Annotated in this window: 5 protein-coding genes; 1 reads left to right on the top strand and 4 read right to left on the bottom strand. The window is 69.2% G+C overall.

What is annotated here, in order from left to right; translation table 11 throughout:
- From ACWDKQ_RS10575 to ACWDKQ_RS10560, 4 genes are all read right to left on the bottom strand, one after another.
- Positions 1-620 (bottom strand): DUF5336 domain-containing protein (locus ACWDKQ_RS10575; RefSeq protein ID WP_450138493.1); only part of this gene is annotated, 620 nt, incomplete at its 3' end.
- 269 nt (positions 621-889) lie between these two features.
- Positions 890-1,774: a succinate--CoA ligase subunit alpha gene (gene sucD / locus ACWDKQ_RS10570; protein WP_450138492.1), complete on the bottom strand. Its 885-nt coding sequence runs from the start codon at positions 1,772-1,774 to the stop codon at positions 890-892.
- Positions 1,775-1,778: 4 nt separating this feature from the next.
- Positions 1,779-2,945 (bottom strand): ADP-forming succinate--CoA ligase subunit beta, encoded by a 1,167-nt coding sequence (sucC, locus tag ACWDKQ_RS10565; RefSeq protein WP_450138491.1) that lies wholly within the window; start codon positions 2,943-2,945, stop codon positions 1,779-1,781.
- A gap of 373 nt (positions 2,946-3,318) precedes the next feature.
- On the bottom strand, positions 3,319-5,070 hold the full coding sequence (locus tag ACWDKQ_RS10560; protein ID WP_450138490.1) for a hypothetical protein: 1,752 nt from the start codon (positions 5,068-5,070) through the stop codon (positions 3,319-3,321).
- Positions 5,071-5,512: 442 nt separating this feature from the next.
- Between ACWDKQ_RS10560 and ACWDKQ_RS10555 the strand changes: the two genes are divergently transcribed.
- A complete protein-coding gene (locus ACWDKQ_RS10555; RefSeq protein ID WP_450138489.1) occupies positions 5,513-6,334 on the top strand; it encodes a M23 family metallopeptidase in 822 nt (273 codons plus the stop codon).
- Positions 6,335-6,451: the final 117 nt, after the last annotated feature.

Raw genomic sequence — 6,451 nt, 5'->3', positions numbered from 1 at the left:
GGTCCACTAGGTCCACTAGGTCCACTAGGTCCACTAGGTCCACTAGGTCCACTAGGTCCACTAGGTCCACTAGGTCCACTAGGTCCACTAGGTCCGCTCGGTCCACCGGGCCCCCCGGGGCCGGACGGGCCACCGGGGCCGGACGGGCCACCGGGCTTGCCCGGCTGGAACGTGCCGGGCGCTCCGAACGGCGGCTTGGAAGGCTGCGCGGGCTTCGACGGCGCGTTGACGATGCCAGCCTCGATCAGCAGGATGCCGACCACAGCACCCAACTGCGCGATCGACAGCAGCAGGAGCACCACGACGATCCCGCCCGAGGTGCCGCCGACCAGATCCTGCAGCAGCGCGAGCGTCGCGTAGGCGGACAGCGGCGCGGCGGCGAACAGCGCGTTCGGCGTCTTCGGCAGGAACCGCAGGCCTGCCAGCGACGCGGAGACGATCAGGGAAAAACCGACGAGGCTGCCGATCGCGACCCCTGCTACTCCGCCGAAGAAGCCGATCAGGTAGCCGATCAGACCGGCGCCTGCCGCCACCAGGGCCAGCATCTCGTTGAGACCGAGCGAAACGCCGGAGCTTCCCTGGGCTGCCGGCGGCGACTTTCGGGGGAAGGGCGCGGACATGGCTGGACGGACTCCTCGCTTGAACACTCGGGGGCGGAGCTTGCTGACGGTATCGAATCAACCGGGCTCGGTGTGCCGGAAGACCGCAAAACCGGGACTTGCCGACGATCTCGGCCGGGCGCACGCCCCGGCACCGCCGCAAGACCTCGGACGTCGGGGCGGTCCTCGATGTTCCGCCGTCCGCTTCGCCCAAAAGCTTTCAGAAAGCCTTCGGGGCCGGACTCCCGAAGGCGTCCGGCCCCGAAAAACGATGTGCCAAGATCGGGGGCTCAGCCCTTGACGATCTCGCGCATCAGCTTGGCGGTCTCGCTCGGCGTCTTGCCGACCTTGACCCCGGCGGCCTCCAGTGCCTCCTTCTTCGCCGCGGCGGTGCCGGACGAACCGGAGACGATGGCGCCCGCGTGGCCCATGGTCTTGCCCTCCGGCGCGGTGAAACCGGCCACGTAGCCCACCACCGGCTTGGTGATGTTGGCCTTGATGTAGTCGGCCGCCCGTTCCTCGGCGTCCCCACCGATCTCGCCGATCATGACGATGGCCTGGGTCTCCGGGTCGTCTTCGAAGGCCTGCAGCGCGTCGATGTGGGTGGTGCCGATGATCGGGTCGCCACCGATGCCGACGGCGCTGGAGAAACCGATGTCCCGCAGCTCGTACATCATCTGGTAGGTCAGGGTGCCCGACTTGGACACCAGGCCGATCTTGCCCGGGCCGGTGATGTTGGCCGGGATGATGCCGGCGTTGGACTTGCCGGGCGAGATGATGCCCGGGCAGTTCGGCCCGATGATCCGGGTCTTGTTGCCGGTGGCGTTGGCGTGCGCCCAGAAGTAGGCGGAGTCGTGCACCGGGATGCCCTCGGTGATGACCACGGCCAGGCCGATCTCGGCGTCGATGGCCTCGATCACGGCGTCCTTGGCGAACTTCGGCGGCACGAAGACGACCGACACGTCGGCGCCGGTCTCCTTCATGGCCTCCTTGACGGTGCCGAAGACCGTGAGCTGCTTGCCCTCGATCTCGACGGTCTGCCCGGCCTTGCGGGCGTTCACGCCGCCGACGATGTCGGTGCCGGAGCGCAGCATCCGAGCGGTGTGCTTGGTGCCTTCAGAGCCGGTGATGCCCTGAACGATGACCTTGCTGTTCTCGTTGAGGAAGATAGCCATGGCCTCATGCCCCCGCAGCCAGCTCGGCGGCCTTGTCGGCCGCACCGTCCATGGTGTCCACCATCGTCACGACCGGGTGGTTGGCCTCGGCCAGGATGCGGCGACCCTCTTCGACGTTGTTGCCGTCGAGGCGGACGACCAGCGGCTTGGTGGCCTCGTCGCCGAGGATCTTCAGCGCCTGCACGATGCCGTTGGCAACCGCGTCACAGGCGGTGATACCGCCGAAGACGTTGACGAACACCGACTTCACGGCCGGGTCGCCGAGGATGACGTCCAGGCCCGCGGCCATGACCTCGGCGGAGGCCCCACCGCCGATGTCCAGGAAGTTCGCCGGCTTCACACCGTTGTGCTTCTCACCGGCGTAGGCGACCACGTCGAGGGTGGACATGACCAGCCCGGCACCGTTTCCGATGATGCCGACCTCGCCGTCCAGCTTGACGTAGTTGAGGCCCTTCTCCTTGGCCTTGGCCTCGAGCGGGTTCTCCGCTTCCTTGTCCACCAGCTCGGCCTGCTTGGCCTGGCGGAACGCGGCGTTCTCGTCGAGGGTGACCTTGCCGTCCAGCGCGATGATCTTACCCTGAGGGTCCTTGACCAGCGGGTTGACCTCGACCAGCGTGGCGTCCTCAGCGACGAACGTCTCCCACAGCGCAACGATCACGTCGGCGACCTGGTCGGCGACGTCGGCCGGGAACTTGGCGGCGGTGACGATCTCCCGCGCCTTGTCCTGGTCGACGCCCTCGACCGGGTCGATCGCGATCTTGGCCAGCGCCTCGGGCTTGGTCGCCGCGACCTCTTCGATCTCCATGCCGCCTTCGACGGAGGCCATCGCGAGGAAGTTGCGGTTGGCGCGGTCGAGGAGGAACGAGAAGTAGTACTCGTCGGCGATGTCGGAGGCGGTGGTGACCAGCACCTTACGGGTGATGTGGCCCTTGATGTCCAGACCGAGGATCGCCTCGGCCTTGGTCTCGGCCTCATCCGGGTTCTCGGCCAGCTTCACGCCGCCGGCCTTACCGCGGCCCCCGGTCTTCACCTGGGCCTTGATTACGACGGGCCCGCCCAGTTCTGCGGCGGCTGCCTTGGCCCCTTGCGGCTCGGTTACCACGGCGCCGGGCAGCGTCGGCACACCGTGGGAGGCGAAGAGCTCCTTCGCCTGGTACTCGTACAGGTCCACTCGACTCTCCTGCGACGTCGGTGTCGGACTGGGTGACGATATCGACCTGCGACGACGCATGGGGCGGCGCACCTGGTGAACTGCCTCACCTGAGGCTGGGCATTAGGCCTGGTCGAACCGTCCAGCACGGGGATTCGCCTGCTCCGCAGGCTCGATATCGACGTCCGTGGTGACGAACGGAACAGCGCACCATGACGATGTGCCACGCATTCTCGACCGCTCTTCCGGCGTCGGCAAGACGGCAGATCGGGGAATTCGGCGCAGTCTCAAGTTCGCGGCCCGGATGGACGTTTCCACTGGTCGTGGGCCGTAAGCGCATTGGGGCGACGGCATTCGAAAAGCACTCGCGGGCCCTGAACCGACAAGCCCCCCGTCAGTGCCGGTCCTGCGGCACGCGGGCCGCGGCGAGGGCGGTGACAAACAACACGACCGCGCAGGCCGCGCCGAACCACAGCCCCGGGCCCGGCGCCGAGCGCGGGAACCGCTCGGCGGTCAGCGGGAACTCCAGGACCCGGACCACCACGACGAGCGCAGCTCCGATGAGCAGCGCCGCAGCACGGGTGGGCCGGCACATGGGCGCCAACACCGCAGCACCAACCACTGCGGCCAGCGCGACTACCAGGCCCCAGGACGTCGTCCCGAAGTCGGTGAACACCCCCGGCGCCGCGTAGTCCGGGGCCGTGACCACCGGGAAGCTGAACGCACCGGCCGCGAGCAGCAGCGCGACGAGCGACGGGAACAACACCAACCGGTGCATCGCCATCTCTGTGAGATCCACCTCGTCGCGCTCCACCGCACCGGCGATGCCGGCGACGACCGCCGCGAGCGCGGCGAACAGCACCGCGATCCCGGCCGCCCAGGCACCGATTCCGGCCTGCGCGTCCGCGGCTTGCACCGCGGTAAACACCGCGTCGAGCACGCCAGCCGCCGCGAACGGGATTACCACCCAGACCACCGGCAGCATCGGGCGAAGCCACCTTGAGGCGCGCGGGAGCAGCAGGCCGACCCCCAGCACCACCAGCAGGAACCCGGCCGACCACAGCATCCGCGCCGGGTACGGCGACGGGTCGCGCAGCCCGTAGGGCATCTCCACCCGCGGCACCGCCGCCGCTAGCAGCGCCAATGCGCCGGCTACCAGCGCGAGCACCGCCGAGATGGTGATCAACCGGGTCAGCGCGGGCAGGCGCAGGTCGTCGGCCGGCTCGGCGGAGCCGGCTCGTCCCGCTGGCACTGCCAGGGCCACCAACGCGATCGCCGCGACCAGGCCGAACACGGGCCCCCAGGCGAACTGGATGTCGTCGAGCGCCGCCGCCGCGACCAGTGGCGGCACGACCACGCAGGCCACCGCGGCGGCCACGCCGAGCAGCCCGCCGCGGGCGAACTCGGGGTCGGGGGAGCCCGCCAGGAATCCGGCGGCGCTCGGCGCTGCGACGGCGAGCAGGAAGCTGCCGATCAGCACCACCACGGGTCCGTCGAGAGCCGGGTTCGGCAGTAGATATGGATCGTCGGAGACGAACGGCGCCATCAGGACGCCGACGGCAGCGATCACGCCGGCACACAGCACGAGCGTGAGCAGGCCCTGCCGGTGCGAGCCGGTGCCCTCATCGCCGTGCTCGACACCCCGGACCGCTAAGAAACCGGCAACGATCGCCGCGACGTGCCCGGCGATCAGCAACCAGACCCCGGTCGACGGGGCGAAGGAGTCGAGGCTTTCCACCCGGAGCAGCTCGGGCCGGGTGGCCAGCCCCGCATCGACGACGAACTGAAGGTCCAGCACCAATCGGCCGGGAGCGAGCGCCGCTGGGCCGACGAGCACGGCTGCTGCCGCCCCGAGCCGCCCGCGCCGCGCGAAGACGAACGCCATCGCGGGGGCGAGCAGTGCGAGCACCAGCAGGAGCGGCCATGCCAGGAATGCGGCGGGAGCGCTGGGAACGACGAGCCCGAGCAGCGGCCCCAGGCCGACGAGCACGGAGCTGGCAGCGGCGACGACGATCGCCGCTGCCAGTCGCACCGGGGGATCGGGTTCGGGCTGCGGATTCGTGGCGGGAGCCGAGGAACCGCCGGACGGGAGGTCGGGCCGGGCAGTCACCGCGCAGACGCTAGCAACCCCGGGCGCGAACGCCACCCGCCGGTCGCATCCTCCGGGACATCCCCTAGGGCCCACCGAACGGAGCACTTGCAGTTGCCCATCAAGCGGCTCTTCGAGTGTGACTCGCGTCACGCAAAACTGCCGAGAGCCGCCTGGATCGAGGCACCCCGAAGCCCGCCATGGCCCGATCGAACCGCCCCGCATCGATCACGAAGCCGCAGGCAGCTTCGCTGCGCGACGACCACGCCCAGTATCCGCGCACGCCTGACAATGAGGCGCGTGGACCATCTTCCGAACACACTCCGTGTCCAAGACACCACGGACGGGGATTTGCCCCTAGGGGATCAGCTTGGTTACTGTCCCCCGGTCCGTTGTCACGGTCTGATCACGAAGGACAACCTTCAGCCGGTTCCCCGACCGGCCTCCGGGATCCCCGCCCCGGAACGTGATCCGGCTCCCCGAGACGGAAGGGCAGGCATTGGCTCGACACCGCTCCCCCGGCGGCGAACAACACTCTCCGGGCTACGCGGAGGCGTCCCCCGACGACCCCTCCAGCAGTCCGGCGAAGACCCGGGGCTTCTCACCCTCATCGGTGTGGCGCGGCCGCGTGGTCGTCGCCGCTGTCGCCGCTGGCGCCTTCGCAGCGGCCGGGCAATCGATGGCCGCAGGTGAAGGGCACGCCGCCCCGGACCACGACGACTTCAATCCCTCTGACGCTTCAGCCTCGTTCAACACCGCGATGGCCGAGCAGACCTACACCGGAGTGGGCGGCAGCGCCCCGGCCCCGGCGATGCTCCCGGTGGCGAAGACCACCGACGTCAGCTCCGAGATGGAGAAGCTCGCGAAGAGCGAGCGGATCGCCCAGGAGCGCGACGCGGCCCGTATCGCCGCCGAGGAAGCGGCGCGGGCACCCAAGTACGTTATCCCCGCCGTCGGCACATTCACCTCCGGTTTCGGTGGCCGATGGGGCACCACGCACTACGGCATCGACATCGCCAACGCCAAGGGCACCCCGATCTATTCCGTCGCCGACGGCGTCGTGATCGAGGCGGGCCCGGCTAGCGGTTTCGGCCTGTGGGTGCGGGTCCAGCACGAGGACGGCACGATCACCGTCTACGGCCATGTCAACACCATCACGGCCAAGCAGGGCACCAAGGTCAAGGCCGGCGACCAGATCGCCACCATGGGCAACCGAGGCTTCTCCACCGGCCCGCACCTGCACTTCGAGGTGTGGAACACCAGCGGCAAGAAGATCAACCCGTTGCCCTGGATGCAGGCCCGGGGCATCTCCCCCGCGTGAACCTTGCACCCCAGCCCGGTTTGCGCAGCGGTACCGGCAGCGGAACCTCAGACGCCGTCTGGACGCCGGGATCCCCGACTCGTGGATGCCAAAAACTCACGACACCGGGGCTGTCCT

The sequence above is a fragment of the Saccharopolyspora sp. NPDC000995 genome (assembly GCF_053599315.1).
Note: the sequence above shows the minus strand (reverse complement) of the source record. Positions and strands in the feature narration are given on the sequence as shown.

Excerpts from the sequence above, each read along its gene's own strand:
- sucD (WP_450138492.1), bottom strand. The coding sequence starts at position 1,774 with ATGGCTATCTTCCTCAACGAGAACAGCAAGGTCATCGTTCAGGGCATC.